The organism is Bradyrhizobium sp. LTSP849 (genome assembly GCF_000938255.1).
In the GTDB taxonomy this organism is placed as follows: domain Bacteria; phylum Pseudomonadota; class Alphaproteobacteria; order Rhizobiales; family Xanthobacteraceae; genus Bradyrhizobium.
In genome coordinates this window covers 1-26,283 of record NZ_JYMR01000054.1, presented here as the reverse complement: position 1 = coordinate 26,283, position 26,283 = coordinate 1, and the positions used below count along the sequence as shown (strand labels likewise).

Here is a 26,283-nt window from a genome sequence, read left to right as displayed (position 1 = left end):
GCTCGGCCGAAAAGCCAAAGCGTTCTACGAACCCTAAGTATCAGAAGGATGAGCTCAGTTGGTCCGGGCCCGGATCGCAGCCTTCTGGGGTGATGCAGCACTTCGCTTTGGGCGGGACTTTGGAGGCCGTTCAGGTATGATGCCGTGCTGCTCGTTGAAGTCCTTCATCCAGGACTTGATGTAGCGCGGAGAGCACTAGACATTCGGGCCACAGCAAAGGTGGCCCCCAGACGGCACACCGCGTGAGGCATGACACAAGCGGGAGGGCGTGATGGACCCGGCATCGATACAGACACTCGCGGTGTATCCTCCAATCGGGATTGCCCGTGTGGGGAACGCGGTCGGAGACGATGACTATATTATAGGTCCTGAAGTTATCGGCGGCCCACCGATGCTGCCGGAAGGAAGCCCTGCGCAATATGTCGCCGATTTTCGCACGAACGATGGCCGCATTAAGCGGCAAGCCGCCCGCTTTCGGGTCTACGCGTACCTGAAAGATGGAAGTGTCGAGGAAATCACAGCCAAGAACGGAAGGGTCACGTGGTGCGTCGCAATCGCGAATCTCAAAGCCGGCTGGTACGACTTCCAGGAGGCTATGGATCTGCCGGACGGATTGAGCAAACCCGCCAAGCGCCGCAACAGAGACCTTTTTGTACCCGCCGGTCGCCAGAGCCTCGATATCCTCCCCACACCGCAAACGATCGAGGGACCGAGCGCCGCTGCTGTCAAATTCAACACCGGTACCTTCTGGGAAAAGCCAATCTATCTCGGAGAACTGCGTACCGATTCCGAGGGGCGGCTGCTGTTCCTCGGCGGGCGCGGCGCGTCGAAATCATTTCAGGCTGGAGCAAGGCCCATTACCCACGCAAACAATGTGGGGTGGCACGACGATGTCTCCGATGGTCCGGTGCGAGCGACCGTCACCTTCAGCGACGGATCATCCAAGGAAGCCGAGCCGGGCTATGTCGTGGTGGCTCCGCCCAACTTTGCGCCGGGCCTGACCGGACTGGTGACCATGGACGACGCCGTGCGCGAGACCTTCCAGGCGGAGGGGTGGATCAAGGCACCAAGCTCGACCTGTTTTACTGAAGACATCTGGCCGATCTTCGATCGGCTCACGGGTCACCAATGGGTCAATCACGGGTTCTTCATCGTTCACGGCCACGGATCGCCGCTCGATGCACGCGACCCCACGGCTATCGACCGGATGCGCGACGATACCCAAGCGGGTGCGGCATGGCGGCAAGACGTTTTCGAGCTGTTTCGGCAGCCTAATTTGCCCGGAATCCTGAACGAACCCTTGCTGCCGCAGATCTATGGTGACGGGGTCGACACACTCTTTAGCAACACGCCGCACGCGACGGCGCATCTTACTGTCACGCCGACACAATTCGCGCACCTGCAGCGTTGGGCCGCGGGAGACTTCACGGACAACTGGCCCGGCTCACCGCCGCAGCCGCCCCCCTTCTCGAGCCTCACATCCGCCGAGCAGGTTTTTCATTTGGAGCGCGCGCCGCTGCATGACTGCATGGGGGGACCATTCCATCCCGGAATCGAGATGACCTGGGTGATGCGGCTCGCTTCGGTGTGGCAAGGCCCGTATCGGCTGAAGGTCCTCCCGACGAACGGGGCGGCCAAACAGAATTACGGTCCGGTCCTTACGCCGGCCGTATGCGTCGGCGCTAACGGCCCGTTCGACGGCGTTGCGGCCGGGGCGCTGACCCGTTTTCTTGGCCTTCCCTGGCAGACGGATGGCGTCTCCTGCAATTCCTCAGACATTTACTTTCCGGCAACCTTTCTTTCGATGCCGACTTTTTGGGGGGCCCGCTACCCCGACCAGGTTCTGTCTGAGGCAAACTTCGAGCGTGCAGCGGCACTCGATCCGTCCAAATTACCCGGTCCGGCCAAAGTCAATTTGACCGCGCAAATGCACAAACACTTCATGTTGCGAGTGGACTGGCTTCGCGATCTGCGCGGATTTGATTTCTACAATCGAATTAGAAATTCAGTCGACGAGTGGCCTGACCTCGGGATGGTCCTCCCGATCCTGTGTCCACCGCCGCATCTTCCTGCAGACATCCGGTTCGAGCAGGGCCGAACCTCGGAAGCAGCCGGCTCTGATCTGAAAAGGAAGCTGGTTGAAGCAGTGGAGCGACTCTATGCGCCTTCCAGCTCGCCGTCGCCACTCAAGCAGCAAGCCTCAGATCGCAAGCCGCCGAAGCGGAGCTACCGCCAAGGAGAGATCTGATCGTGACCGACATCAAGGAAACCGACGTACTTGTCGCTGGCGCTGGGCCGGCGGGAGCAATCGCAGCGAGACTGCTGGCCTGTCATGGCCGCAAGGTCACGCTGGTCGATCCCGGCAGTTGCGCGATCGACCGGCTTGAGGTTCTGCCGCCGAGCGGTTGTCTCGCACTGCAGGCGCTGGATCTCTTCAATATCCTGCATGATCCGCAGGTTGCGCGCCCATGCCTTGGCATCCGCCGCCGCTGGGGTGCTATGGCGCCAGAGTTTGACGATTTCCTTCGTCGCCCCGGGAGCGCCGGCTATGTCGTGGACCGAACGCGATTTGACGTGCGGCTGCGGGCCGCAGCGAGTGAAGCCGGCGTGCGCGTCATGCGCGGCCGGGTCGTCGCTGCCCAATGCGAGGGCGAAAGGATTCAGGCCGCGATCAGGACCTGCGCCGGCGACGTGATCCTCGCAGCGAGCGTGGCTGTCGATGCAACCGGACGGCCCGCGGTGCTGGCTCGCCACCTGGGTGCCAGGCGCCGCGTGCTGGAGCGACTTGTTGCCGTACGCGGCGAAAACAGTCACGCCAACAATGCTGATGATGCGCCGACTTGGCTTGAGGTGGAGAGCCTCGGAGCCAATTGGTTCTATCGCGTTGCCGGCCCCGGCGGGCGCCTCGAGACATGGAGCATACGCCGCGGCGAGGATCGATCGCGACGTTCGGCAGGACGATCCATCAATGCATCTTCAGTCCGCCTGTCACCCGCGGCCGGTGTCCGGTGGATCGCTGTCGGGGACGCCGCGATGTCGTTCGACCCGATAACCTCTCAGGGGCTCGTCAGTGCCTTCACGACCGCGCTTGCAGCGGCAGGCACGGTGATGTCCTCGCGCGGACTCGATGCGGAGACGGCGCACGTCTTCTCGCAATCTGTGACCGCGACGGCGCAGAATTCTGAACGGGGCCGAAGGGACGTCTACCAGGCCCTAACGGTCGGCCAGAACGGCGCGTAGCCAACCCCGGGAGTTTCATCGCGCTCGCGGCGGCGGATAGCTTATGCCATCGGATGCGGGTCTGGATTCAGTTCGGCGACCTCCAGGGGACGTTTTGCGAGATTGAGCTTGACCGGAAGCTCGTAGAGCCTGCTTCCACCAAAGCGCCGCTCGCCTGCACCGAAAGCGATGGGCTGGCAGCCGGGGATGATCACGCGCGCGGCAAACAGGCGACGGCGCTCCAGCTCGGGCGGCGTAAGATTCACGTAAATCAGATCCATCTGGTTTTCCGACAGCCAACCCAGCAGCGACGCAAGGCGTTCGGCCGGTGCAACCGGCTTCCCCGACGACCAGTCGAAGGGCGTTGGGCTCTGCTTCAGCAGGAAGTCCAGGGCCGGGAGCATCTGGTGACTGGCATAGAGCAAATTGTGGTCCATCAGATGTTGCGGGCGCCGGGTAGCCAGAAGGTGGGCTAGACGCTGGCGTTCTACCTCGTTGCGCAATCGGCGGCACAAGCCCGGACGGATCTGCCCCAGCTCGAGGACGGCCTTGCGTGCAGCCTTGGCGGGATCGGGATCCGCGCCCGAGGCGACCACGGCGGCAGGACCATTTGCGTCACTGCCGAGACCGAGCGCGAGAAAGACGTGGCACGGGAGGTCGGTGGGCAGGCGGAACAACTTCAGCTCAACGCCGCGGCGCTGCAGCAGTCGCGCCATATGCACAATCCCATCGTCCGGGTGGTCGTGAATCTTGACAGCTTGACCAGCAAGCCGGTTGAACCAGGCGATCATATAGGCGTCGCGCTCGATCACCTCAAAGGCGGCAGTGAGAATGGCCTCGATGAGCGAAGGTCCTGCCGCGAGACCGTTCGACGTCGCTCGGCACAGATGCTCGTCAGGACGCCGCGGCCGATAGTTGAAGAACGTCGCAATGGCCGGCACAAGGACTGGCTCGTCCCGTACCAGCGAGTGGCCGGAAGTCCATCCGAGCACGGCATCTTCCGTGTAGGGCGCGTACGGAATGTGTCCGTACTGTTCGGCCCTGTAAAGAACAAGGTCGCGCGGGTCGAGCGAAGGCGAGTCCAGCTCGGCGCGGCGCGCGTACCGGATTTCCTCGGCTCTCCACGTCGACGCGGCGTATCGTTCGATAATCTCGCCTAAAGCAGTCAGAAAAGCGTCTGCGGCGCTAAGTCCTTTCCCGGTCGTCGTAGCGCTGCGATCGCGTTGATGGCCGAACCGGTGATTGCTTAAGCGTGCTGCATATAAGTGGGGCCAGCCCGGGTCGGCGTCCTCCTCCATGATCGGCTCGCAGCTGACGACCAGCCCCGTACGAGCGCTCACCAACTCGCCGGCAATGCTCTGCAGATTGCCGCGGATCCCATAGTCTGCGACCAGCTGGCGATAGCCGTGGTGCCGGCGTTCGAAACTCCCCCCGCAGGCAGGACAATCGGATCGTTCGATGAATGCATGGCCTTCTAATTTGGGACCGAGGGCATCGAGTTCGATAATCCTGCCCGCCAAATCTGACACGTCGGGCAGCAGGAAAAATTTGAGAATCTCCAAGCCGAGCAAATTAGCCGCCATCGATGGCAACATCGGCAGCAGCGCACGTTGATGCAACGCGGGAGACTTGAGCGCGTCCAGATGCCTGTCGAAGCTCATCGCGGCATCGTAATCGAGTTCGCACGCCAACCTCCGCATGCGATAACACATGAAGCAACCCGTCCTGCCAGGAACGACGAGCGGGCCGATCACGGCTTCGTCCCCGCTGAGATCTGAATAGATGGTCGGGATATTGCGCGACAAGCCGGTCTGATTGACCCAGTGGTGCGCGGCGGAAAAGCCACGATCCATGCATGCCACCAGCATCGTGCAGCGCGCACCAATCGCTTCGACATCGCGGCTCGTCAGTTCGCTGGTGCCGTGAACCTCGACCATCGTCGATGGAGCGGTCCGAGCGACCGCGGCCGCGACAGCATCCGCCCGGCTCGACGGCTGCGCCGCAGGGACTAATGCGGGCGACCAGCCGAAGTGTTCGGTCCGGCACGGATATGGGTCGATCAGATGCAGAGTACCGAGCCCGCAATGCCCTAGTAGCAGCGCCAGATGCGCGCCGTGCGCTTCGAGTCCTACGATTCCGATGCTGAGTGCGGCGAGTGATTTCCTTGCCGTCGATTCCGGGATGCCTGATCGCTCGAGAAACGCGAACCAGGGAGCCGAGCTGTGTGCGGTGACGTCGCTATCGGGTTGCGTGTGACGTCGAAGCACGCCCAGCTGTGAGAAGCGATCGAGGGCCGACAGCAGACCAGCAGGCTCGTAGTGTGGCAGCGCACTCGTTAGTTCGGACAAGGCTTTCGGCGTTCGGAGCAAGGGCAAAATCGACCCCGCAAACTCGTGCACCGAACCACCGTCAACCCGAACGGACAGGCCGTCGCCGCGAAACAGGATGCTGCCGTCTCGCAGTTCGACCCAATCCAAGTCAGGAGCAATTGAGTAAAACACCCAGCGGGGATCTGCGGATCGTCCCGAGCCGACGGTCACCAGGAATCTCTGTCGCCTAGGTTCTCACCCCCCGGGCGTCGGCTCGTTCCCATCATCCTCGCAATAATCCTCGCAAGGGCAGTACGTGCATCCGGCGCCCATTGTCTCGGCGGCTCTTTGTACGCGGGCCCAAGCTAGAAAGTCTGCATCAGTCAGATCCAACGGGGATACGCGTTTACCCCTCATCTTCCTTTCCACTGCAAAGGCCCGCACTTCAAAGTCCTTCTTTAACTTGTCTTTGTCCACGTCCGTCATCGAAGGTTCCTCACCCCATCAAGACAGCCAAATGTCCAAGGTCCCGCAACGGTTTAATATCAAGCATGACACAATCTCGTGTCTCTGGCAATCACCTCGCGTACCAAGGGTGGTTGGCACGCCGGGGGTGACAGGACCCCGTTCTTGTGGCAGGAATCACGATGCGAAAGGCGGCGATCTCCATCCCGGTTGCAATGCAGGCGGTACAACGCAGATTGTGCGGATGCGAGATTTCGAGCGGCGAGCGCTCCTGCCGCGCGTGCGGTGAGCCCGTGACGTTTGTCTGCCCGAAGTGCGGCTTCGTAAATTCGGTCACGGCGCGATTCTGCGGTGGCTGCGCCACCGCTGTCCCAGCACCCAGCCACGCAGAGCGGCTCCCAACGGAAGCTCCCTCAGCGCTGGAGGAGCCCGCCTCCTATCTTCCGGAACGCAAGTGGGTAACGGTCCTCTTCGCCGACATTGTAAGCTCGACCAGCATGATCGCGGAGATCGACCCCGAGCAAGCGCTTCAATTTCTCGAGCCCGCTATCAAGGCGATGGTAGAGGTGATCCGCCAGTTCGACGGAACGATCACGCGCGTGCTCGGGGACGGCGTTATGGCCCTGTTCGGAGCTCCAAAAGCACGTGAGGAGCACGCATTGGCGGCCTGCAACGCCGCCGTGGCCATGCATAGCGCCGTGGCTGCGGCCTCCCGGGGGCGAGTCCAAATTCGCGTAGGGATCAACACCGGTGTGGTGCTCGTACGATCGGTCGGGTTTGACATGTCGCTGGACTATGACGCAATCGGCATGTCAGTCCACATGGCGGCCCGGATGGAGCAATTCGCGCCTCCAGGCAGTACCATCATTTCCGACAGCACTTATCGCGAGGTGGAAGGCTGCGTCAAAACAGAGCCGCTTGGCCGGCAGACCTTCAAGGGAGCCCCGTCGCCAGTTGTGGTCCATCAACTCATCAGCGTCATCACAGAGACCCGGTGGGAAGGGCGGGTAGCTCGACACCTGACTCCATTTACCGGACGCGAGCGAGAGCTAGCCCGGCTGCAAGCAGTGGTCAACGCGGCCAACGCAGGGGCGAGCAAGATTGTAACGGTCGTCGGCGAGCCAGGCATCGGCAAGTCGAGGCTGCTGCACGAACTGCTGCAGGCGAGCGATATGTCGGCCTGGACCACGCTACGCACAGGATCGGCGGCGAACCAACTAAACTCGGAATATTTCGCGGTCGGCAAGCTGCTGCGCGAGTGGATGGCGCAAGGCGGAGATCAGGACCTCGCTTCGGCCTTGCGCCATCGCCTGCCCGACCTGAACCATAATGGCGCCAGCACATTCGCTGCCTTGTCCTATCTTCTGGGCTCGACCGTCGCGGATGAGGATTGGCTCAATCTCGAGCCGAGGACAAAGCGGCGGCGCGCTGTGGAGGCGTTCCGCTATTTCGTGTCGGCCATTGAATCCACACGACCACTGGCAATTGTCATCGAAGACCTGCACTGGATTGACGACGCGTCACGCGAAATCCTCGAAGATTTGGCAAGCCACCTCGGTACGGGCAGGATCTGCATCATCGGAACCACGCGCAACGAGGAGGGTGCTGGTACCGGGCCTCAACATCAGCGCATTGTGCTGGAGCCGCTCGATACTAATGCGGCCCACGCGGTACTCAGTGCTCTCCTGGGCAACGATCCGTCACTCGATACGGCCAAAAAGGAGCTGGTGCGGCGCTCTGCCGGAACCCCGCTGTTTCTGGAAGAAATGGCTCGCTTCCTGCTGGAGACCGAGGCCTCCTCGGGCACTGTGGAGGACTACGCGCAGCAGGTCCCTCCCACGATCAACGGCGTCATCGCGTCCCGCATCGACCGGCTTTCGCGCGCGGACAAGTCGCTGCTGCAGATTGCAAGTGTCATCGGAAACGAGTTTTCCCTGGACCTGCTGGCATCCCTTGCGCGACTGGCCGAGCAGGAGTTGCAGGCTCGCATCGATACATTGAGGGGCTCGGATTTCGTGCGCGATGCGCCCGGCCAGGCCGACGGTGCGCTGACGTTCAAGCATGCGCTGATCCAGGAAGTTGCCTACGAGACCTTGCTGCGGACGGAACGTGAGAAGCTACATTCAAAGATCGTGGTCGAATTGGAGAAAATGAACCGCGATCCCATGAGCACGCCTGTCGAAGCGCTGGCTCATCACGCCATCAGGGGAAAGTTGTGGAAGCAGGCTGTCACCTATCTGCATAGAGCCGGGCAAAAAGCCCTCGATCAGTCCGCACACGCGACGGCGCTTCGCCACTTCCGCAAGGCCTTGGCGGTCGCGAGCGAATTGCCGGACGAGCCAGACAAGCTGACGCAACTTCTTGACATAAGATTGAGCCTGCGGTCGGCGCTGGTGGTGACGGGCAATCTGAGCGAATTGCACGACAATCTCCAGACGGCCGAACAGCTGGCGCATTCGCTGAACGACCGCCCCAGGCTCGCCCACGTGTACCTGTCGCAAGCCATCGCGCTGGTGAACCAGGGCGCGATGGATCAAGTGCTCCGATCGAGCCAGCAGGCCTACGAGATTGCCAGCAAAACCCACGATATGCCGGTCATGATCGGCGCTCAATTCAACATGGCGCTTGCCCACTTCACCCTGGGCAATCTCAAAAAGAGCGTCGAGTTGTTTGCCCCGTTCGTCGAGACGCTCACCAGGGACTTCCGCTATGAATGGTCCCCGGTGACCACCGGAACGCTTTCGCCCATCTATCTCAGCATGTTCGGATCCAGCGAGGCTCAGTTGGGAGAGTTCGGGAGCGCGCTGGCGCACACGACGCAAGCGTGCCAGATCGCCGAGGAAACCAGGCGAGCCTATGACCTCGCTTTCGCGTACCGGTACCATGGATTTGTCCATCTCAAACGCGGGGACTGTGTTGCTTCGCTCGCCTCGCTGCGGCGCGGATTCCAAATCTGCCGAGACTATGAATTGAACTCGCTGGCTGGATTCTTTTATCGCGATATGGGCGAGGTTGCCACGCTGGATGGAAATGTTGCTGAAGCTCTAACGCTCCTGAACCAGGCGGTCCAGCTCGCGCGTCGGAATAACAATGCGTTCTCAAACGCGTGGTCGACGATCAATCTCGGATGGGCCTGTCTGGCAAATGAGTCCTCCGCTGAAGCTATCCAGTTTGCCCGGGAGGCACTCGACTTGGCCCGCACGTATCGCTTCAAGGCCTTGGAGCCCGGAGCGCTACGACTGCTCGGAGCGGCGGTTGGCCTGCAGGATGCCGCCGATACGGAAGTCGCCCTGGAATGTCTCGCGGAAGCCGCCCAGCTGGCTGAAAAGCTCGAGTTGGCGCCGGAGATTGCCCATTGTCACCTGTCGTGGGGCGAGATGCTGGCGCGGATCGGCTACGTCGTAGAGGCGCGCGGACACATCGCGCAAGCGCTTGTCAGTTACGCCAGCCACGAGATGCCGTACTGGAAGCAACGTGCGGATCGAGCCTTGCTCGAGATCAACGGAGACAGGTTTCCGCTGTCCTGCCCCGCTACTTCCCGCCCGACGAGTCGATTTCATCGAGGTAGCGGTTGACATCGGGAGTCCACAGCCGTGAGGCAGCGATCACCTCGTGACCGTCGCCGCCCACGTCGAACGGGAGGAATACGCCCTTCCCCCCCGCACTCCGGAATGCCGCAAAATTCTCGCCGCTGTGCCCAAGACTGTAAAAGCGATCATGAAGCCCGTACAGCCAGAGCGTCGAACGCCGGAATGCCGCGCCGCGCGCCAGCAACGTGCTGTTGATTTGCCTTGCAGTCAAGCCGCAGTCTTCAGTGATCCAGCCGCCGACGAAGTTGATAACTCCTGCGATATCGTATGGATGCACCCCAGCGTAAGCAATCGAAAGCGCACCGCCGCGCGAAGACCCGGCCATCAGCACCCGCTCGTCTTTGACGTCCGGCCGCCGGCGCAACGCCCCAACAGCAGCTTCGATATCGACAAGCGCTCGATCAGCACCGGCGAGCGCGCGCGCGGGTTCACACGTGTAACCCAGCGTGCGGTCAGCATAAAAGCCTTCATCATAGAGGCCGTCCGATTTGCCGCGGCCGCGACGTTGCGGAAAAGCGACGAGATAACCCTTGTCGACAAAGATCCTTGCGAACTTAGGGTCGACAACGACCACCTTGAACAATTCGGGGTCGGTACCTTTGCCGGTCGAGCCGTGATTAACCACTAGTAACGGAAACGGCCCCGCGCCGTCCGGCTTGAAGATGACCACTTGGAGCCGGATCGGCTGGCCATTCTCGAACAGACCGGAATCGATCATTATCGAGTCCCCAGCGGCGGCAAACGTCATGTCGGGCGCCGCGTCGTCAGGGATCGGCACGCCATCTATGTAGCGGTCAGCAACTGCTTCTTTCGCAGCCATAATGACCAGCCCGACAAGCACCCAGCGCAGAAGGTCACGCATTAACGGCCTCCACATCGGAAACGATCGCGATACGACGATTGGCCTATCATGGCGCAACGATCGGGAAGATGTACGTCAAAAAAATGCGGCAGAAAAATCGACTCTGATCCATTTTTGGTGAATTTTCCACCAGAGTGCGTACATTCGACTTTAAGTTATGTCAAAATCCTCGCTTCAGATGAATGCTGTCACCCCGGGCCGCACTTTAGATGGCCGGAAAAATGATTGTCGGGCCTGAGGCGAACAACCGCAAGGCGCGCGGCCTCACACAGGAAGCCTTGGCGCATGCGGCGGCCCTGGATACCCGATTCGTAGGCGGCATCGAGCATCGCGGTGCGCGCAAGGTTCGCCGAACTCGGTCAGGAGATCCTCTCACAACAAACTATCGCTTACAGGCTAAAAGGCGACCTTAGGCCGCCAATATCGCACGCCCGTTTCGCCGCGATGCACGCACATGCCCGTGAACGTGTCAATCGGCCTGCAAATTTGGCTCTGACGCAATTTTGGTGCAGCCGTGTCATGTAGCACCGATGAGGCGGGCCTGCAGCAGGTCGAGCTTGGCGCGCCCGTACATCTGACGTTTGACGAGCTTAAGCTTTGTGATCTGTCCCTCGGTCTGTCCGTTGGACCAAGACGTTGTGATCGCGGCGGTGATGGCGGCCTTGTCTTTGGTGACGCCGTTGGCGAAGGACGCGACGAGGCCTGTGCATGCTCGTTCCAGCCATGGGTCTAGATCTGCGTAGGCCTTCTTGCGGATCATCGTGTGGAAAGCGGTGATGACCTTTCGAGCTTCCACCAGGAGAGGTACGCCTTGCTCGATCGCCGCAATGGTGACGGTCTCAGACTTTGATAGCGTATCGCGGCCATTTGTCATCAAGCGAGCGATAGTTCTGGCGGATGGCACGCGCTGTAGGCTATGAGCATCCGGTGTCTCGGCGCGCCGACGGCGTGTCGCCCATTCTCTAACAACGCGCTCCGACCCCCTAAAGCCCCGCACCTTGAGGCGACGCCACAAATCTGCACCGTTGTGACGACCAGTAGCCCACTGGACATCAAGCCACGACAGGTGATGTTCGAGAGAACTCTCGCGCACTCTAAACACATCGGTTCGTTGACCTCGCAGCACTTTGCGGACGAGGCCCCGGCTGTGTCCGGTAAGCCGTACGATCTCCTTTATAGAGACGCCCGTCTCAGCCTGTTTGAGGATTGCCGCGTTGGTATCCTCCCGCCGTAGATAGCCCTCGTACTGGATGCGCTCGGCGGCGGTCAGCAAGGCGGGATTTATGGTGGCGGCGCCGACCGCGGTACGAATCTGGCGCATGGATTTGCGGACCGCATCGAGGAAGGCGTGGCTTGCGTTCTCCATCAGATGCCAACGGTCCGCGACTTGGGTGGCGTGCGGGAGTGCCTGCCCTACAGCAAGGGCGTAACTGCCGCCGCGGTCGCGCGCGACCACAGCAATTTGCGGTTGCCCCACGAGCCACGACTGCGCAGTAGCTGGCTCTCTGTCCGGTAACAGAGCGATTGGTCGTCGCCGCTCAAGGTCACAGATGATTGTTCCGTACCGCTGATTGCGCCGCCAAGCCCAGTCATCGATACCGATAACGCTCGGTGCAGCAAAGGGCGGACACCCGCGTCTTCGAACGACCCGGAGCAACGTGTCATTACTCACGGGCAGCATAAGGCGACGGGCAAAACTCGCCGCTGGACGGCCACCCAAGGCAAGGCCAAGGTGATGGACGACCAGATCGAGCCGCGCCGTTCGCCGCGCCCACGGCGCCAGGACGTGGCCATCGAAGCGCTCGGTGAAAATACGTCGATCACACAGAACAGTGTCACAGCGGAAGCGGCGCGCCACAACGATAAGCCGAACCCGCCGCCCCGCCAGCGGCAGATCGGTTAAGCGGCGCTGATATCGGCTATGGATTCGCCTTGAACTAACTTCGCATCCGGGACAGAGGCTCGTGCCACTCGTGGGACGCACGGTGATCACCGTCGTGGCGCCGTCACACAAGGCACTCTCCACGTCAAACCCGCGAGGGACCAGGGCCGACGGACGTAGGGCTCGCTGCATTATGTTGATTCCTTTGTGAAACCAACGCGAGCCGGCGCTCGAACTTCATCAAAAGTGAGTCAGAGCCCAATATTGACCCCCTAAGCCGGGGGATCGGCGTCCAAAATTTTGCAAGCCGATTGACACTCACGCCGCGCTAAAAGCGCCCGCGAAGATATTGTAGGTGATCTTTGGATCGAACTTTCCGAGCGCCGCGTCGATCGTGCCGGCGTCCCGGCTTGTGCGAAGCGCATCGTCGCCGCCTACAACAAAGAAAATCCGATAAAGGCATACGGCGACATTCGCACGCCGCTGCCTCTCGACGCGCCAGCTTATCTCGACGGGACCATGTCGCGCGCCGAGATTGTTTCGGAGAACTTGTGGTCGTGAGCTCAACCTCCGCAACGATCTGTGACAGCGGATTTCACGGGTGACCGTATAGTACTGTACAGATCACAGGATGCCCGCCGGTTCGTGCTGGCGGGCGGCCCGTTGATGAGGGTCCTTCTGCGGTTGAACCTTCGCCTAGTCTATTCAGACTAATGATCGCCGGGGTTTTGCATCATCCCCTCCGGGGCTGGAAGGCCGCCGCCCGCGATACATTTAAGCGGGCGGCGTTTTTGCTTCCGAAGAAGCCTCAGCGGTCCGGGGCTGGCAGGACCACTAACCTATTGAAGCACGGGTTGCAGAACTACGCATTGGCGCATGTGTTGCTAAGTGTTTCTAGTTGCCAGAACGCAGTGCGGTCGTGCGTTCCTGCAAGAGAAACAGCGTCGTTTACGCTGGCGGGCCTATCACTTCGTATTCGAACGCGCACCCTGCGAATCCTTTGCAACAACCCTGCGCGACTGGCTAGTCAAAGAGCTTTGATTTTGACGGTCGACCGAGTTTGGGACGCGTTGGCCTCGGTCTGTGCGGAAGGGCAACGACGTCGAACCGAAGTTGCATCCCCGCGAGGAGCTTCAAAATTCGACTCAGCTGAGGATCCACGGTCCCGCCGAATGTCCTGTAGATTGTTCTTCGCGGAATGCCTGAGGCGCGCGCCAGCGCGGAGACATTTTGAGACAACGCGGCTTCTCGCAATGCAAGGACTGCCTCGTCGAAACCGTTGCCGGCGAAGGCCTGAGTTAGTCGCTTTGCGAACGTTTTGGGTGCATCGAGGGTGATCCAGCTGGACCCCCTCTGCACGTCAGAAGAACCCGCCGGCACCACGCAGGCTTGTACGTTGAGCGCATCGAAGAGCCTAAGGACTCGGCTGAGCTGAGGGTCGGTTCGGCCTCCAAACGTTTTGTATAGGGTGTCCCGCCTTAGACCGGCGTCGCGCGCTAACATCTGCACGTTTTGAGCCTGAATAACGAGGCTGAGACTCATCCGAGCGGAATCGAAGTCATTTTTTCTCATTTTTTCAGTAAGATAGGTAGCTATTGCCGCTGGGTTGTCGCGGAATAATTCAGCCAGGATTGCCTTGTTGCTAGCCAGCATCGCCCATCGATTGCCCGGGACTGTGGCCCTCGGGTTACAGCATTTTTGGCCTTTCCAGTTAGATTACTTGAGACATCGACGCACTCAGCTTGGGGATTTGAAATGAATAAGTTTTTGATGGCTCTGACGGCAGTCGCCGCGATGACCGGCACGGCTTCGGCCGCTGACCTGGGCGCCCGTCCCTACACCAAGGCTCCGGTGGCCATGGCTCCGGCCGTCAACTGGACCGGCTGCTACGTCGGTGCCGGTGGCGGCGCTGCCATGACGAAGAACGATCACAACGATATCTCCAACAGCCTTGCGCTTACCGGTTTTGCTCCCGGCACTTCCCTCGGCCCCAATCTGTCGACGGGCGCAGACGGCTGGCTCGCAACGGTCCAAGGCGGTTGTGATTATCAGTTCGCGGGTACGAACTGGGTCATTGGCGGCTTCGCTGACTACGACTACATGGATGTGAGGGGCGACATTTCGACCGGCGGCACCTTTGGCCCGTCACTTGTTGGATCGCAGAAGCAGGATTGGCAGTGGTCCGCGGGTGCCCGCGTCGGTTACCTGATTACGCCCGCGTTGCTGACCTACGTCTCGGGCGGCTATACGCAGGCCCACTGGAAGTCGACGACTTTGTCCAGCTTCTTTGCCCCGGGCGTTGGCGTTGCCACGTTGCCTGGAACGACCAAGGGTGGCTGGTTCATCGGGACCGGTGACGAATATGCCCTGACGACCTTCCTCCCCGGCCTGTTCTGGAAGACCGAATATCGTTATTCGGAGTTCGACCGGTCGAACGTTTCGATCAACACGCTTCCCGCTGGCTTGCCGACTGGCGTCACGGAGACCCAGAAGTTCCGCGAGCACAGCGTGCGCAGCGAGCTGGTCTATCGCTTCAACTGGGGCGGCGCCCCGCTGGTCGCGAAGTACTGATCTGATCTCGATCTGAGACATCAAAGCCCCGGCATCGTCCGGGGCTTTTTTGTTTAATATTGCACTGACTGGCCATTTACCCCAGCGGGGCGGGATCGAAGCGCGCGAATCGGAGCTGGGCGCGTGCGAAACCACAAACCTAAGCAATGGACCGAAGCCGAGGTGCAGACGCTCGACTCAACGGCGGCCGAAATCGCTGTCCAGCTTGAAAGGTATATCGCGTCCGTCAAACGTGTGGCGCGAAAAATGGGCCTTTTGCCGCGCGGCGACGGAGCACTCCGCTGACACGTATCACGTATAACGCGTAGGCTGGCTTAGCCAAACCTCACGGGGGAAGCGGGGAATGGTTAGGCCTGGCGTGCCTCACCGGACAAAGCCGCGCCGGGCCGCGAGAGTTGATAGATCATGAAATCAAAGGCGGCCGGTTCACGCTGGCGGGCCTTCAGGCAACCAATCGCTAACAATTTTTAGCCGACCAGCGGTCCTGTTCTTCTTGGTCAGCTTGCTAGTTGAGCTTTTCGGCGATCTGATCGGCAATCTCTTCTGTTTCGGCGGTGGCGACCGGCTCGCCCTTCTGTGTTTTCAACTTTTCGTCTTCGACTTCCACGGGGAAATCGTCTGGTTTGAGCGGATTTTGCCCATGTAGTACCTCGACGTGTGTGACCTCATTCCCATAAGAACGAACAAGACAGGCGGTCGGTTGCTACTGGCCAACCTGCCTCAATCATAGGCGACCTGGGCCGGAGTTCAATCCTCAACTCTCGGAGCCGATACCTTATAGGAACCGCTCTTTGCTTCCCGAATTGTCTGAGTGATATGACCGAGGGCGGATGTACCCCTCGCGATTGCAGGGCCCTCGGTTCGACGCTGAGGGCCCTTTGACTTGATGCCGCCTGGCACGAGCCGCCCGTAATTACATTTTGCTCTTGGATTCATTTTATTCTTTGACGCGGCCTGCGCGCCCGGTCTTCCGGCAACTGTAGGCCCCTTGGTCAGATCAGCAGCCTCCCCGGTGGCTGCGGGTCGCAACGAAGCGAACCCAATCTCGTTGCAGCTGTATGACTGCGCCTTTCTGGTATCGGCTTCTTAAGGTTTTGACCTTAGCTGCCGTCTTGATCGCAGTCGGACTGTCGATCGCCTCAGGTGACTCCCCAAGGAGGGACACATGGCCAAGCTACCCTCAAAGTTAGAACGACAGAAGCAGGCCGACGAAGACCGGGATGTCTACAACAACGTTGTCTTCCAGGACGCCCGCGTGATGTCCGGGCCAAAGGATATGGGTTTCCTTGAGGTATCCACGACCTACACAACGTTCGTTGTCATCATCAATTCTGACAACGCCGAGCACCTAATCAGGGAGCTGCAGGACTTCCTTAAGGGACGCGCGCCGCATTTTGCGAGACCAGAAGCACATCAAAAACTTTATTCCCGCTCATCAGCGTTGCGCTTATCGTTTTTCAATCGACGCAGTCCAAGCTCGCATTCCCTGATCCTTGAAGGATCGTTGTATTCGAGCTTCCCGCTGTATCGCCGCCACCAACTCAGCTTGCTTTTGCGCGCTCCTCCATATCAGGAACACCGACACCCCTACGTAGGCGTAAAACGGAACCAAAATAAACAAAGCCCAAACGACGCCGACGAGAAAAACGGCAAAAATTATTATCCCAGTTATAAGCGCTATCACGGCTGGCATCGAACTCTCCCAAACATGTATGGCTGGAAGATCGATTTTGTTTCATGGGATCGAACGGCGCCTGGCTGGCAACCATCCTTATCAATGACCCAGCTAGTATCGCGAACGATCACACTGTTTCGCCGCACCACTTTTGCGAGCACAAAAGTGCACACAGCGAAGCCGCAGGCTGTGTCAGGAACGGTCGTTAAGCAGACGAATTGGATAAGCCTGGGTGAGCATCGGCGGGGCTTTGCCTGACGCTTTCAAGGCCAAATACGGTTACGATCTCGCGCCGCCGAAGACCTGGAAGCAATATCTCGACATCGCGGAGTTCTTCCAGCGCCCCGACAAGGGACTTTGGGGCACGGCGGAAGCCTTCCGTCGCGGTGGTCAGCAATTCTGGTTCTTCTTCAGCCACGCGGCGGCCTATACCAACAACCCGAACTATCCGGGCGCGATGTTCTTCGATCCCGAAACGATGGATGCCCAGATCAACAATCCGGGCTGGGTGAAGGGATTGGAAGAATACATTCGCGCTTCCAAGCTTGGCCCACCCAATGCGCTGAACTTCTCGTTCGGCGAGGTCAATGCCGCCGTGGCCGGTGGCCAGGTGGCGGAATCGATCGGCTGGGGCGACACTGGCGTGATCGCTGCCGATCCCAAACAGTCGAAGATTTCCGGCAAGGTGGGCTCCGCAGCTGCCCGGCTCTGACGAGATCTGGAACGCCAAGACCAAGAAGTGGGACATGTTTCCGGCAGTGCTGCCGGCACCCTTCATGGCGTTCGGAGGCTGGCAGATTGCCGTGCCAAAGGTGGGCAAGAACCAGCAGGCGGCATGGGATTTCGTCAAGACGCTGACAAGCCCTGAAGTCTCTGGTCAGGCCGCGATTACCGGTGGCACGGGTGTCAACCCATACCGCAAGTCGCACACCACGAATCTGGAGTTGTGGAGCAAGATATTCTCGCCGACGGAAGCCAAGGAATATCTCGGCGCCCAGGCCGACTCCATCAACGGCAAGAACGTTGCGCTCGACATGCGTCTGCCCGGCTATTTCTCCTACACCGAGGTTGTGGAGATCGAGCTTGGCAAGGCGCTGGCTGGCCAGACCACGCCGCAGGCCGCGCTGGACGCGGTCGCGAAGGAATGGAATCGCCTGACGGACGAGTTCGGCCGCGCGAAGCAATTGGCGGCCTATCGCGCAGCGATGGGTCTTCCGCCCAAGAACTAGCTTCCTGCGGAGACTGCCCCGGATGATGCGTAAGCATCATCCGGGCTTTGTTGGCCGTCGATATGAGGGACGGAAAAGGGAATCCATGGCGCACGTCGAGATCGAAAACGTCAGCAAGGCATATGGGCCCTACAAGATCATCGAGGGGCTCGATCTGAACGTCGCCGACGAGGAATTCGTCGTGCTTGTCGGCCCGTCCGGCTGCGGCAAGACCACGACGTTACGCATGATTGCAGGGCTGGAGGCCGCCACCAGCGGAAACATCCGCATCGGCAACCGCGACGTGACGAAGCTGCGCCCGGGCTTGCGCAATTGCGCAATGGTGTTCCAGAACTACGCGCTTTATCCGCATATGACGGTCGGGGAGAACATCGGTTACGGCATGAAGGTGCGGGGCGATTCACGCGCCAGCATCGCGAAAGCAGTCCAAGACGTGGCACGTGTTCTCGAGCTTGAGCAATACTTGGACCGGAGGCCCAAACAGCTCTCCGGTGGGCAGCGTCAGCGCGTGGCGATCGGCCGTGCCATCGTGCGCAGCCCGGACGTGTTTCTGTTCGACGAGCCATTGTCAAACCTCGACGCCAAGCTCCGCATCGAGATGCGGACCGAGATCAAGGCGCTGCATCGCCGTCTCGCCAAGACGATCGTCTATGTCACGCACGATCAGGTCGAGGCGATGACCATGGCGGATCGCGTCGTGGTGATGAATCGCGGCCGGATCGAGCAGGCGGCTGATCCGATCACGATCTACGAGAAGCCCAGCAATCTCTTCGTTGCGGGTTTCATGGGCGCACCCAGCATGAATTTTATCCATGGTGAGATTGTCGCTCGCGACGGCGCGCTGGTCTTTACCGAGCCGTCGGGGACGACGTTGAATTTGCCGAAGTCCCGCGAGGCGGCCTATGCAGGGAGCGTCGGCAAGCCCGTTGTGCTCGGCGTACGGCCCGACCATGTGCTCCGGCAGGATGCACCGATGGGCTCATCCGTCCGCTTGATGGTGAAAGACGTGGAGCCGCTCGGGCCGCATACGCTCGTGATTGGAACCGTAGGCGGATTTCCGTTCACGGCGCAGATGCAGGTCGGCGTCGCTGCGGCGCCGGACCGTTTTATAGACGTCGCCATTGATCTAGAGCGAACACACCTTTTCGACAAGGTTTCAGGGAAAGCCATTTCTTAGTCTACGGTTCCCTGCGCGATGCAGGTAACTACCGAGTTTTGAAGCTAAGCCAAAGGCTAGCCGATGCTCTCAGTGCGCAATGGTACAACGTTCGGTCAGCTTATTTGGTCTTGGACATAATCGGCTCAAGCTGGCCATGATGGACTCGACTGACGCCGCCAGCAACGAGATGCTTTGGGAACGGGTCTTGTCTGTGCTCGTCGTGGGTGCCAGCATGTTAGGCGGAAGCACAGTGTTGCTGATACAGGCGCTCCCACCGTTACTTCACGGATTTCCATGACGCGCAAAACGGGGCAACTGCGATCGTCGGGTTTGCGCCGCCATTCTGACAACAACAAATTCTGTAATGATCTCAATGGGCCAAAAACGTCTGAAATGTCAGAACGAGCTTTGAAGACACTACAAGATTTCCCGACTTCCAAGCTGAATGCGAGGGTTCGATTCCCTTCACCCGCTCCAGCCTTTTCAAAGACTTAGCGAGAGGGTCGGCTCGTTTTTTGATGATCTCATTCTGACAAAGGCTGCTTTACATTTTCTGTTGCTCGCTTTTCGACTGACTGTTTTTCGTATCTCGCATATTCGCACACCGCTGTTTTCAGACAGTTGCGAGTTCATCAAAACCGAAGATTTTGGTCTTGGGGAAGAGGGTGTTGAACGCGCGTGCGGCGATCGGCGGCGATGGCGTAAAAACAGGATAGACGAAATATGACGCGCGCGAAATTTACGCAGATGAAATAGCCAAACGATTAGCCGGTAGTGACGCTTGCGAGGGTGAGCAGGACGTCAGTTCCAAAGGTTTCGAGATTGAAGTCGTGCAGCGACTTGAATGCCATCACCGAAAGCGGGTTTCGTTCTTCGGTTTCGACGAACTGGTTCGCGTCCCTTCGGATTATCTCGATGCCGCCCTGCCGCCCGTTGCGGAGGAGACCTTCAGGACGCGAATGAGGGCACCCTCGTCACGGGGGCGCCCTCGATCATGTCTGCTCCCGCGGAAATCCAGGGCGCGGGCCTTCGAGCGAACCCGGGCAACGACGGAATGGCTTTTCGCCAAGGCGTCGCAGACGATCAGCCGTCCGGTTCCGCCCGTTGCAACCAAACAAGAACCTTCATGTTCGATCTCGATCGTCATTGGTGTGAACGTCGCGGTTCACGCCGTTACGGCCTTGAAAAAGGGATCTGTGGGACCAAGCTTCACCACAGGATGACCGGTGTCCGCCGCAACCAGGTGTTGGTCGTCAGTTGATCGACCACGAATCGAGCAACATCTGCGCGTGCGATCTTGCCGCCCTTTACTCCGGCGAGGTCCGTGAAGGCCCTGACGTTGCCAAGGGCCCCGTGATCAGGGCGCCGTTTATCTTGTCTGCGATTGTCTTGGGCTGGGCCGGCATCACGATCTAATGCGATTTGGCACGCATTTTTGCGCGCGTCTCCTCGCCCATCCGGCGCGCCGATTGAGATCAACCTCTCCTAGAAACCTATCCCGCTGTCTGCTTCGCCTTCCACGGCGGGGATAAGGTTCGCGGCGAGAAAGTCCACGAAAGCTCTGAGCTTGGGAGCGAGATGCCGGCTCGACGGCCACAACACCCGAAGCGGTCCGGAGCGGTCGGTGTAGTCGTCGAGCACGGTGACGAGCAGGCCTTCACGAAGTTGCCGGCCGATAGCGAAGTCCGGCAAATAGGCGATGCCCAGGCCTTGTTCGGCCATATAGATCAGCGGCTCAAGCGTGCTTGCGACCGCCGTTTTCGGCAGTTCAATCTCGACGCCGGCCTGCTCAGGCGGCAAGGGCCATTGCTCGAACCTTCTGCTGGTCGGAAACCTGTGGTGCAGACAGGCATGAGCCTTGAGGTCATCAGGGGTTTTGGGAACACCTTTGGCCGCGAGATAAGCCGGGGCCGCCACCAGGCGCCGGCGATAGGTGCCCAAGGCCCGCGACATCAAGCGCGTGTCGCCGGCGTCGGCGAAGCGCACCACGGCGTCGAAACCCTCCTCGATCACATCGATGATCCGATCGCTGAAATCGAGATCCAGCATGATCTCGGGATAGGTCCGCATGAACGCCGCGAGCGTCGGTATCATCAGCATGCCGACCAATGGCAGACCGACACGCAGCGTGCCGCGTGGGGCCCCGTGTGTCTGCGACAGCTCAAGCTCGGCTGCTTCGATTTCAGAAAAGATGCGCCGGCACCGATCGAGGAACAGCGCGCCTTCCGCGGTGAGTGTGATGCTGCGCGTGCTGCGATGGAAGAGGCGCACGCCGAGCCGTTCCTCCATCCGAGCCACTGACTTGCCGATCGCCGATGACGACACGCCAAGCTGCCGTCCCGCAACCGTGAAGCTTCGGGTTTCGGCGGCCCGAACGAACGCATTGAGCGATCCCAAACTGTCCATCCGCGAACCTCCATATCGGACACCCATGTCCGATATGTTTGGAATTATGGCCTGTTTTTCAATTGGTCGAGAACGCTCATCTTGGGGCCAACGCCCCAACCGACCCCTCTCACAGCACCCGGTCGGAGACCGCCGCCACAGAAACCTTTTCTTATCAAGGAGATAATCATGCCATCATCAGTCGTTCTCATTACCGGGGCCCTCACGGGCATCGGCCGCGCTGCGGCAGTCTCGTTCGCGAAAGCCGGCAATCGCGTTGTTGTTTCTGGGCGCAAGCCGGATGCCGGTGAGGCGCTGGTTCGCGAACTCCGTTCGCTCGGTGCCGAAGCCGAATTCGTCCAGGCCGATGTGCGCAAGGAAGACGATGTCCGTCGTCTCGTCGACCGCACCGTTGAGCGCTTCGGGCGTCTTGATATCGCGGTCAATAATGCCGGCACCGAAGGCAAACCCGGCCCGATCACGGAGCAGACCGCGGAAAGCTATTCCGCGACGTTCGACACCAATGTTCTCGGCGTACTCCTGAGCATGAAGCACGAAGCGCGTGTCATGCAGGGACAGCGCAGCGGGACCATTATCAACATCTCCTCGACCTATGGGCACGAGGGCGCGGCGGGGGCCCCGATCTATGTCGGCAGCAAGCACGCGGTCGAAGGCATCACCAAGTCGGTGGCGCTCGAGCTCGCGAAGTCAGGGATACGTGTCAATGCGGTGGCGCCTGGCCCGATCGACACCGGCATGTTGACCCGCTTCACGGGCACGCCGGAGAACAAGGCGGCGCTGACGGCGACCGTTCCGATGGCGCGTCTCGGCCTCTCGGAAGAAATCGCCAACGCGATCGTCTTCATCGCGTCGGAGGGAGCCTCCTACATCACCGGCCATGTCCTCCACGTCGATGGCGGCAAGAGCCACTGACTCTGAGGGTTTTCTCGTTCACGCTTCATCGATCGGGCGTGGTCATGGCAGTCGATTGTTGAGACCAAACCCGATTGGCGCGCAACGCATTTCAAACGGTGGGAGGAGCCCGATGGGCAACGTAGTGACGAAGCATAGCATTTCTTCCGAGCTGGCACAGAAGATGATCGACCAGGCGGTGGCAAAAGCCAGACAAATGGGGGTCGCCGAGAACATCGCGATTCTCGATGACGGCGGCAATCTCAAGGCCTTCAGCCGGATGGATGGGGCCCCGATCCTTTCCATCGAGATTGCGCAGAACAAGGCGTACACAGCTCTGTTCGGCGTCTCCACCCAGGACTTTTTCGACTTTATCCAGCGCGACCCGTCGCTTCTGGCTGGGATCCCCACGCTTGCGCGTGTGGCGGCGTACGGAGGAGGTTTTCCTATCAAGGTGGGCGGAGAAGTCGTCGGGGCAATCGGGGTGAGCGGGGCTCCCACGGTGCAGCACGACGTCGATTGCGCGAAAGCAGCCCTTGCGCTCGTGCCCGATGCGATGCGAGCTGAATAATAGGAGCTCAGATCATGATGATTCACAGCCGTCCAAAAGAACAAGCGCAATGAGCACACCTTCGGAGAGCGCGATAGCGACCACCTGCACCTGCCAACACGGAGACGAGTCATGACTGACAAGCCAGTGAAGATTCCGGGGCCGGACCACCCGATTTTGATCGAAGCGAACCCGTCTCGCATCGTGGTCAAGGTCGGCGGAATAATCATCGCCGACACAAGCGCTGCGTTGACACTTCGCGAGACGTCGTATCCGCCCGTTCAGTATATCCCCCGTCGGGACGTCGATATGGCCGCGCTTATGCGCAGCGAACACACTTCGTATTGCCCCTACAAAGGCGACGCTTCCTACTACAGCATTCCTGCTGGCGGTGATCGTTCACGCAACGCGGTGTGGACTTATGAGACTCCATTTGAAGCGATGGCGCAGATCAAGGATTATGTCGCCTTCTACCCGGACCGGGTCGACGAGATAAGTTAACCGTCGAGAGGAAGGAGCATAAGAGATGGCGTCGATGGAAGAAAGGAACAGACGCTTGTCGGCAAACGGGCTGCTTTACGCGTTCTGATGCTCGCCTTCCGAATTGCGCAGTGAGACTGCGCGGAGGCTCGAACCTGGTTTGTCCGGGGTTCGTCGTTTGTGTAAGTGCTCAGACCTTTCCATGTTAGCGTCATCAAGTTCTTCTGATCAGACATTTCGATTTGCGCTTCAATGTGCCAGGCCGAAGTCGCGCGCTCTTTCTTGCAGGAAGGTAGTGACGCCGTTTCGCACTATCGGATCGCTGGGAATAACATGCCCGCCAGAATGCCTCAGCATAAGGGGGGCCTTGAAGAAGCCCGCAAGATGTTCGGAACGGTTGCTGGGGACTATCAAGTCCGATTTGCCGATGATGTGAACCGAGGGCAAATCGTATTGCGATTTCCGTTGATATAGATCCGCGTGACTGCCGTCATTGCTGGCAAACCCGCCGACCATGATTGCGAAATCGAACGAGATCCGGCTTTCCGAACGGTGATTTCTTAAACCGACAAGAAGCGACGTGAGCGTAGCTCCCTGGCTAAAACCGAACACGCCGTCGAACGGAGCGCTTTGCTCAAACAGCGAAATCATCCAATCTTTCGTTTTGGTCCACCCTTCGTATTGCCTCGCCGACCCGGCAACGCCGACGTGCTTCCGATTACGATCCTCGGTCGAAACAGCGTGCCACCAGCCGAAGCCCCCGGTCGAGAGGGACGGCGCGTCTACGCAGACGAACTCGGCAAACAGCTCCAATCCTTTCGTAAGGGGTGCCATCTGCGACTGAAGCATTTTGGCATGCCCGTGATATCCGTGAAGGCAGAGAATCCGAAGCCTGCGCATATGAGTCCGGAAAGTCAGTTACTGCGTCAATACTCGCGCAATAGATTTGAAGGCATTTACTACATGTCATCGATTACAGGAACCACAAGTTTTACATCGCAGATGAAGATATCGGACCGGGCGGTGACGGTTCGCTGGTTGCCATTGGATGGGATCGTCTCTCGACGACCTCATCCCGGTAGAACGCTGCAACTCGTTCCGCCGTTGCCTGCCAAAGTGCTCGCAGCGCTTGGGGATCGTCGCCTGGCGCCACAGGGGCGAGCCGTGACGCGTCACTGACGGAAAAGTAGCCGCCCGTCATATCGGCGAAGGCGGGATCGCTGGCGAGGCTGACGATGATGCCCGCGCCGCGTTCGGGATTGCCGACCTTCAGCCAGGTCAATAAACGCTCGAGGGGTGCTGCGAACCAAAGTTCGCGCCCGAGACCCGTCACGTTGAATCCGGGACAGAGGCAGTTTACCGCCACTCCGGTCCCCGTCAGCCTGTGCGCCAGTTCCATCGAGAACATGATATTCAACAACTTGGTCTGACCGTAGATCACCGAGGAGCCTTGAGCGGAGAACTGGCGTTTGTCGACGAGGGCGGCGAGTGGGTCAAAGCCGGCGCCTTGCCGGGAGGCTTCCGATGCGACTGTCACGATGCGTGAGGGCGCTGACCTGACAACTGTCTCAAGCAGGATATTCGTGAAAAGCCAGGGCCCCAGATAATTGACCGCGACCATCTCCGGATAGCCGTCCTTGGTGACGCGGGATTTGAACGCATGAATCCCGGCATTGTTGATCAGGGCGTCGATCCGGGGATGGCGTGAGGCGATCTCGCGTCCGAGTGCGGCAACCGAGGCCAGATCGCGGAAATCACCGTAGTGTATATCGACCTTTGTTCCGGGGGCGGCGCGTTCGATGATCTCTATTGTGGAGTCGGCCCTGGTTTTGCTGCGGGCAGTGAGAACCAGATCTGCACCTTTCTGCGCAAGCGCAACCGCGGTGCGTTGGCCGATGCCGCTGGTTCCGCCGGTCAGCACGGCGGTGAGACGAGGCGGCGACATGGGCGTTCCTTATTTTAGTGGATATATATCTACTATATAAGATAGTGGCTATTTGTCAACTAATCTGGCAGAGAACCCATAGGCAGGCGTGGAATCATGATTTCGCATTCGAGCAAAGCTCCGCGAGATGGAGGCAGGCGAGAAGCGCGCATTCGGGGGCTGGGTGCCGTACTGAACGCGCTGGTAAGCCAGTCCCGTGCTCTGACGGCACAGGCGTCGGAAACATTTTCCGCCGGGCTGCAACCGGCCGCGTTCCATATCGCGCTCTGGCTCAAGTCGTACGGCCCCGCCAAGCCGAGTGCCGTAGCGGAGGCAATGGGCATGGACCGCAGCGCGGCAAGCCGCCTCACTCGCGAGTTGGTGCGCTTGGGGTTGGTTGCGACGTTGACCGCCCCCTCCGATCGTAGAAGCATCGTCCTGTCGTTGACCGCCGATGGCCGTCGGCGGATGGAACTCGCGACGCAGGCCAAGGGCGCTGCGTTCCGGACGAGGGTAGAATCCTGGAGCGAGGAGGACCTGCTGCTGTGTACTGATCTACTGCGAAGGTTGCTTGATGTGCCGGCAAACGCCGGTGGCGAGTCGAGGTGAGGTTCGACGGCCGGCGACGAAGGAGACCGCCAAAAATGGACGACACGACACTGAGCGCCTATAATCGGGATGCCAAGGCTTTCGCCGACGATTGGGCCGCCCAGCCGGCACCGATCGATATGCACAACGTGGTGGATCGGTTTTTCATCCCCGGTCCTACTGCGGATGTCGGTTGCGGCAGCGGTCGTGACGCCGCCTGGCTCGGAGCTCGAGGCTATCCGACCGTGGGCTTCGATGCGTCTGAAGGACTTCTGGCCGAAGCGCGAAGCCGCCATCCGCAGATCGAGTTCAAACGGGCAGTCCTTCCGGCTCTTGATGGGATTCCGGAGGCAAGCTTCACCAACGTTCTCTGCGAGACCGTCATCATGCATCTCGAGCCCGAAGCCATTGCGCCAGCGGTCGCGAGGCTTCTGGCCATCCTTGTCCCAGGTGGCGTGCTCTATCTAAGCTGGCGAGTGACCG

Annotated in this window: 18 protein-coding genes and 1 pseudogene; 12 read left to right on the top strand and 7 right to left on the bottom strand. The window is 59.9% G+C overall.

Features of this window, described 5'->3' with window-relative positions; translation table 11 throughout:
- The first annotated feature begins 271 nt into the window (after positions 1-271).
- Together UB31_RS35525 and UB31_RS35520 are read left to right on the top strand one after the other, a co-directional pair.
- Entirely contained in the window at positions 272-2,248 is a 1,977-nt protein-coding gene (locus UB31_RS35525; RefSeq protein ID WP_045014222.1) for a LodA/GoxA family CTQ-dependent oxidase, read from the top strand.
- Between the two features lie 2 nt (positions 2,249-2,250).
- Positions 2,251-3,240 (top strand): NAD(P)/FAD-dependent oxidoreductase, encoded by a 990-nt coding sequence (locus UB31_RS35520; RefSeq protein ID WP_045014221.1) that lies wholly within the window; start codon positions 2,251-2,253, stop codon positions 3,238-3,240.
- Positions 3,241-3,281: 41 nt separating this feature from the next.
- Here the strand turns inward: UB31_RS35520 and UB31_RS35515 are convergent, their stop codons facing one another.
- The gene (locus UB31_RS35515) at positions 3,282-5,759 is read right to left on the bottom strand and encodes a TOMM precursor leader peptide-binding protein (protein ID WP_082078732.1); all 2,478 of its coding nucleotides are present in this window, start codon (positions 5,757-5,759) and stop codon (positions 3,282-3,284) included.
- A gap of 416 nt (positions 5,760-6,175) precedes the next feature.
- Between UB31_RS35515 and UB31_RS35505 the strand changes: the two genes are divergently transcribed.
- Complete coding sequence (locus tag UB31_RS35505; RefSeq protein ID WP_045014218.1) at positions 6,176-9,568, top strand: ATP-binding protein; 3,393 nt, start codon at positions 6,176-6,178, stop codon at positions 9,566-9,568.
- On the opposite strand, the gene UB31_RS35500 is transcribed toward UB31_RS35505, so the two are convergent.
- The 3 genes from UB31_RS35500 to UB31_RS35485 all read right to left on the bottom strand — a co-directional run bounded on the left by UB31_RS35500 (position 9,525) and on the right by UB31_RS35485 (position 13,980).
- Positions 9,525-10,445 carry a dienelactone hydrolase family protein gene (locus tag UB31_RS35500; protein WP_197090889.1) on the bottom strand — a complete coding sequence of 307 codons (921 nt, stop codon included), beginning with the start codon at positions 10,443-10,445 and terminating at the stop codon, positions 9,525-9,527. The genes UB31_RS35505 and UB31_RS35500 overlap by 44 nt on opposite strands.
- 517 nt (positions 10,446-10,962) lie before the next feature.
- Positions 10,963-12,519, bottom strand: a complete 1,557-nt coding sequence (locus UB31_RS35495) for an ISL3 family transposase (protein WP_045014217.1) — start codon at positions 12,517-12,519, stop codon at positions 10,963-10,965.
- An 831-nt stretch (positions 12,520-13,350) separates the two neighbouring features.
- On the bottom strand, positions 13,351-13,980 hold the full coding sequence (locus tag UB31_RS35485) for a helix-turn-helix domain-containing transcriptional regulator (RefSeq protein WP_045014215.1): 630 nt from the start codon (positions 13,978-13,980) through the stop codon (positions 13,351-13,353).
- A 102-nt stretch (positions 13,981-14,082) separates the two neighbouring features.
- Between UB31_RS35485 and UB31_RS35480 the strand changes: the two genes are divergently transcribed.
- The 4 genes and pseudogenes from UB31_RS35480 to UB31_RS35465 all read left to right on the top strand — a co-directional run bounded on the left by UB31_RS35480 (position 14,083) and on the right by UB31_RS35465 (position 18,979).
- On the top strand, positions 14,083-14,898 hold the full coding sequence (locus UB31_RS35480) for an outer membrane protein (protein ID WP_045014214.1): 816 nt from the start codon (positions 14,083-14,085) through the stop codon (positions 14,896-14,898).
- Between the two features lie 1,165 nt (positions 14,899-16,063).
- Complete coding sequence (locus tag UB31_RS41845) at positions 16,064-16,831, top strand: hypothetical protein (RefSeq protein ID WP_156175702.1); 768 nt, start codon at positions 16,064-16,066, stop codon at positions 16,829-16,831.
- 1 nt (position 16,832) lies between these two features.
- Positions 16,833-17,802, top strand: a pseudogene (locus UB31_RS35470) (extracellular solute-binding protein); the annotation flags it as partial.
- A gap of 85 nt (positions 17,803-17,887) precedes the next feature.
- On the top strand, positions 17,888-18,979 hold the full coding sequence (locus UB31_RS35465; protein ID WP_045014212.1) for an ABC transporter ATP-binding protein: 1,092 nt from the start codon (positions 17,888-17,890) through the stop codon (positions 18,977-18,979).
- 1,467 nt (positions 18,980-20,446) lie between these two features.
- On the opposite strand, the gene UB31_RS35460 is transcribed toward UB31_RS35465, so the two are convergent.
- Positions 20,447-21,367 carry a LysR family transcriptional regulator gene (locus UB31_RS35460; protein WP_045014211.1) on the bottom strand — a complete coding sequence of 307 codons (921 nt, stop codon included), beginning with the start codon at positions 21,365-21,367 and terminating at the stop codon, positions 20,447-20,449.
- A 168-nt stretch (positions 21,368-21,535) separates the two neighbouring features.
- Here UB31_RS35460 and UB31_RS35455 point away from each other — a divergent pair, with 168 nt between their 5' ends.
- The 3 genes from UB31_RS35455 (at position 21,536) to UB31_RS35445 (ending at position 23,309) form a co-directional block, all read left to right on the top strand.
- Positions 21,536-22,279, top strand: a complete 744-nt coding sequence (locus UB31_RS35455) for an SDR family NAD(P)-dependent oxidoreductase (protein ID WP_045014210.1) — start codon at positions 21,536-21,538, stop codon at positions 22,277-22,279.
- A 112-nt stretch (positions 22,280-22,391) separates the two neighbouring features.
- Positions 22,392-22,829: a GlcG/HbpS family heme-binding protein gene (locus tag UB31_RS35450; protein WP_045014209.1), complete on the top strand. Its 438-nt coding sequence runs from the start codon at positions 22,392-22,394 to the stop codon at positions 22,827-22,829.
- 111 nt (positions 22,830-22,940) lie between these two features.
- Positions 22,941-23,309 (top strand): DUF427 domain-containing protein, encoded by a 369-nt coding sequence (locus UB31_RS35445; protein WP_045014208.1) that lies wholly within the window; start codon positions 22,941-22,943, stop codon positions 23,307-23,309.
- Positions 23,310-23,537: 228 nt separating this feature from the next.
- On the opposite strand, the gene UB31_RS35440 is transcribed toward UB31_RS35445, so the two are convergent.
- Complete coding sequence (locus tag UB31_RS35440) at positions 23,538-24,188, bottom strand: putative serine hydrolase (RefSeq protein ID WP_082078731.1); 651 nt, start codon at positions 24,186-24,188, stop codon at positions 23,538-23,540.
- Between the two features lie 91 nt (positions 24,189-24,279).
- A complete protein-coding gene (locus UB31_RS35435) occupies positions 24,280-25,209 on the bottom strand; it encodes an SDR family NAD(P)-dependent oxidoreductase (RefSeq protein ID WP_197090888.1) in 930 nt (309 codons plus the stop codon).
- Positions 25,210-25,329: 120 nt separating this feature from the next.
- Between UB31_RS35435 and UB31_RS35430 the strand changes: the two genes are divergently transcribed.
- Positions 25,330-25,821: a MarR family winged helix-turn-helix transcriptional regulator gene (locus tag UB31_RS35430; protein ID WP_045010573.1), complete on the top strand. Its 492-nt coding sequence runs from the start codon at positions 25,330-25,332 to the stop codon at positions 25,819-25,821.
- A 35-nt stretch (positions 25,822-25,856) separates the two neighbouring features.
- Positions 25,857-26,283 (top strand): class I SAM-dependent methyltransferase (locus tag UB31_RS35425; protein WP_045010574.1); only part of this gene is annotated, 427 nt, incomplete at its 3' end.

Excerpts from the sequence above, each read along its gene's own strand:
- UB31_RS35455 (WP_045014210.1), top strand. The coding sequence starts at position 21,536 with ATGCCATCATCAGTCGTTCTCATTACCGGGGCCCTCACGGGCATCGGC.
- UB31_RS35445 (WP_045014208.1), top strand. The coding sequence starts at position 22,941 with ATGACTGACAAGCCAGTGAAGATTCCGGGGCCGGACCACCCGATTTTG.
- UB31_RS35505 (WP_045014218.1), top strand. The coding sequence starts at position 6,176 with ATGCGAAAGGCGGCGATCTCCATCCCGGTTGCAATGCAGGCGGTACAA.
- UB31_RS35460 (WP_045014211.1), bottom strand. The coding sequence starts at position 21,367 with ATGGACAGTTTGGGATCGCTCAATGCGTTCGTTCGGGCCGCCGAAACC.
- UB31_RS35430 (WP_045010573.1), top strand. The coding sequence starts at position 25,330 with ATGATTTCGCATTCGAGCAAAGCTCCGCGAGATGGAGGCAGGCGAGAA.
- UB31_RS41845 (WP_156175702.1), top strand. The coding sequence starts at position 16,064 with ATGGCCAAGCTACCCTCAAAGTTAGAACGACAGAAGCAGGCCGACGAA.
- UB31_RS35440 (WP_082078731.1), bottom strand. The coding sequence starts at position 24,188 with ATGCGCAGGCTTCGGATTCTCTGCCTTCACGGATATCACGGGCATGCC.
- UB31_RS35495 (WP_045014217.1), bottom strand. The coding sequence starts at position 12,519 with ATGCAGCGAGCCCTACGTCCGTCGGCCCTGGTCCCTCGCGGGTTTGAC.
- UB31_RS35500 (WP_197090889.1), bottom strand. The coding sequence starts at position 10,445 with ATGCGTGACCTTCTGCGCTGGGTGCTTGTCGGGCTGGTCATTATGGCT.
- UB31_RS35485 (WP_045014215.1), bottom strand. The coding sequence starts at position 13,980 with ATGCTGGCTAGCAACAAGGCAATCCTGGCTGAATTATTCCGCGACAAC.
- UB31_RS35465 (WP_045014212.1), top strand. The coding sequence starts at position 17,888 with ATGGCGCACGTCGAGATCGAAAACGTCAGCAAGGCATATGGGCCCTAC.
- UB31_RS35450 (WP_045014209.1), top strand. The coding sequence starts at position 22,392 with ATGGGCAACGTAGTGACGAAGCATAGCATTTCTTCCGAGCTGGCACAG.
- UB31_RS35480 (WP_045014214.1), top strand. The coding sequence starts at position 14,083 with ATGAATAAGTTTTTGATGGCTCTGACGGCAGTCGCCGCGATGACCGGC.
- UB31_RS35525 (WP_045014222.1), top strand. The coding sequence starts at position 272 with ATGGACCCGGCATCGATACAGACACTCGCGGTGTATCCTCCAATCGGG.